2 protein-coding genes and 1 pseudogene are annotated in these 2,621 nt (G+C 68.2%); 2 read left to right on the forward strand and 1 reads right to left on the reverse strand.

The genetic code is table 11. The annotated features are described in order from the left end of the window. Positions 1 to 666 precede the first annotated feature (666 nt). Both AC5LUJ_RS24300 and AC5LUJ_RS24305 read left to right on the forward strand, forming a co-directional pair. On the forward strand, positions 667 to 936 hold the full coding sequence (locus AC5LUJ_RS24300) for a helix-turn-helix domain-containing protein (RefSeq protein ID WP_250287572.1): 270 nt from the start codon (positions 667 to 669) through the stop codon (positions 934 to 936). After that, on the forward strand, positions 936 to 2,234 hold the full coding sequence (locus tag AC5LUJ_RS24305) for a type II toxin-antitoxin system HipA family toxin (protein WP_493465868.1): 1,299 nt from the start codon (positions 936 to 938) through the stop codon (positions 2,232 to 2,234). The genes AC5LUJ_RS24300 and AC5LUJ_RS24305 overlap by 1 nt, the downstream gene beginning before the upstream one ends. A 200-nt stretch (positions 2,235 to 2,434) precedes the next feature. On the opposite strand, the pseudogene AC5LUJ_RS24310 reads toward AC5LUJ_RS24305, so the two are convergent. After that, positions 2,435 to 2,621, reverse strand: a pseudogene (locus AC5LUJ_RS24310) (IS5/IS1182 family transposase); the annotation flags it as partial.

Here is a 2,621-nt window from a genome sequence, read left to right on the forward strand (position 1 = left end):
CCGTGCACGCGGATTCGCTGCCCGTCGGGAATCAGCCAACTCGACCAGCCGCACTGACCACGGGCACATCGCCCTGGGTGCGGACGTGGTGGCCGTCAGCCCCTCCTCGGCGCGACCGCGGCCTGAGTCAGGCATATTCCGAGGCGGAACAGGAAGGTCGACGCGACCACAATGCCCGACGATCACGGTTACCAGGCGGCCCGGAAGTGCCCGGAACCGCCAGCCCGCCACGCGGAAGGGACCAAGGACCGTGTGGAGCGGATCGAGGCCCGGCACCTGCGGCTGCCCTGACCGGAGGCGGCGGGCTGGAGGGGACCGTCCGTGACCTGACAGCGTGGGAAAGCCCGTGCTGCTCGTTCATCCAGCCGGGACTTGCTTTGGAGCACGTCATGTTCGTGGTCTCCTTGGTGACCGCCGCTGCCTGAGGGCCACCCACGAACTGCGGAACCCGGACCTCTCGCCGCCGATGAAAGCCGCAGGAGCGGATCGCCGCGATCGACGATCAAGTGTTGTTCAAGGTGAAGATCCAGCACTGATGCTCACCGTCAGCCAGCGCTATCCGTCCACGTTCGTAGACATCGTGAATTGCCTACGAACGTAGGCAGTCTGTATTGTCTACGAACGAAGGCAAGCTGGGCCGCCTACGAGTGTGGACAGGATGCCGCTATGGCCAACATCACCAACGCCCGTCAGCTCGGAGCGGAGGTACGCGAGGCCCGTAAGAAGCGGGGCCTGTCACAAGAAGACCTCGCTGCCCAGGCAGGAGTCTCCCGCGCCTGGCTGACCCGCTTCGAGACCGGCCATCCGACGGCGAGCGTCGAGCCCCTCTTCCGGGTGCTCGGCGCCCTGGACCTGAGCCTGGACCTGGCCGAACGCACGGTCACCGACGCGGAGGCCGCGGTGCTCGCGGCCCTCGCCGCACGGGCGAAGCGCTGATGGCCGCACGCAGCCTGCTGGTCGTCCTCTACGGCGTCGTGGTCGGCCGGGTCGCGCAGCGCAGCGCCGCCGCCGAGCCCGAGTTCACCTACGAACCGGCCTACCTCGCGGCCAGACCCGGCACTCCCCTGGGCGTGCGGATGCCGCTGAGCGGGACGACCTACCGGGGTAAGAGTGTCCGTGCCTTCCTCGAGGGCGTGCTGCCTGAAGACCCCCGGACCCGGCAGCACTGGGGGGCCGCGCTGGGCGTCGAGCCCGATGACACCTTGGTGATCCTCTCCCGGATGGGCTGGGACTGTCCCGGTGCGGTGCAGTTCTGCGAGCCCGACGTGCTCGACGAGATGCTCTCCCGCGCCCAGGAACTGCGGCCCGTGAGCGACCAGGACATCGCGGAGCGGCTCAGCGCACTGCGCACCGGGGACGCGGCCTCCTGGAGCCTGCCCGATGAGCACTGGTCGCTGCCCGGTCAGCAGTCGAAGTTCGCGCTCACGAGGCTGCCCACCGGCTGGCACGAGGCGCACGGCTCCGCGGCGACAACCCACATCATCAAGCCCGGTATCGGGCGCCTCCACCACCAGTCCCTCGTCGAGCACGCCACGATGCGCGCGGCCAGCGCGCTCGGTCTCGACGTCGCCCACACCGAGTTCACCTGTTTCGGCGATGGCGACGGCGAGCCGGCGATCGTCATCGAGCGCTACGACCGCGTCATCCTCGACGACGGTGGCGTCCTACGCCTCCATCAGGAGGACTTCTGCTCCGCCAGCGGACGGCTCCCATCGAAGAAGTACGAAGCGCACGGCGGGCCCGGACTCGCGGATCTCGCCCGGATCGTCGAGCAGAACTCACGCGGCCAAGCCACCGCCGGCTTGGCCGCACTTGGAGACTTCGCCGCCATCAACTACGTCACCGGCGCGCCCGACGGCCACTCGAAAAACGTCTCCCTACTGCTGCTTCCCAACGAGATCAAGGTCGGCCCGCTCTACGACCTCGCCACCAGCCTGCCCTACGACGGCGACCCGGGCCTGCGCGAGGTCGCCATCGGGATTGGCGGCCGGCGGAAGTTCGGACAGGTGCTCGGCAGGCACTGGGACCGCGCGGCGGCTGTCCTCGGTATCCCTGCCGAGCAGTACCGCAAGACCGCCAGGGACATGGCTGAACGCTTCCCGGACGCGTTCTCCGACGCGCTCACGGAGGTCGGCACGCCCGAGGCCGAGGGGGTACGGACACGCTCGATCGACCGCATTGCCCGGCATACCCGTCAGATGGTGGAACGCCTCGACGATCCGCCGGAACGCTGACGTGGCCCTGTGGGCGGCTGCGTACGCGGAAAACGTTTTGCACCTCTTCGAGTCGGCGCAGCCCCTCGCTGGATGTTTAGTTTGTCTTGGTTACTGCTTATGTTCCATCGGGGTCTCGCCAGGTGGGGGTGGTCCCGCCCGTGATGCGTTTGGCCATGTTGTCGATCATAGCGATATGGATCATTGCTGCGAGGCTGGGCGATCTTCTTGGCGGCGTCGGTGCCCTGGCTGGTAGGGGGCGTCGCTGGAGGTCTTGACGCTCTGGGTGTCCAGGATGCAGGCGGTCGGCTCGGGATCGCGGCCGTCGGCGGCGCGGGCCAGGCCGGTCAGCTCATAACCGAGCCGGGAGAAGATGCCCTCGCCGTGCCTGGCGGCGTAACAGAAGTA

Source organism: Protofrankia sp. CiP1_Cm_nod3 (genome assembly GCF_982290655.1).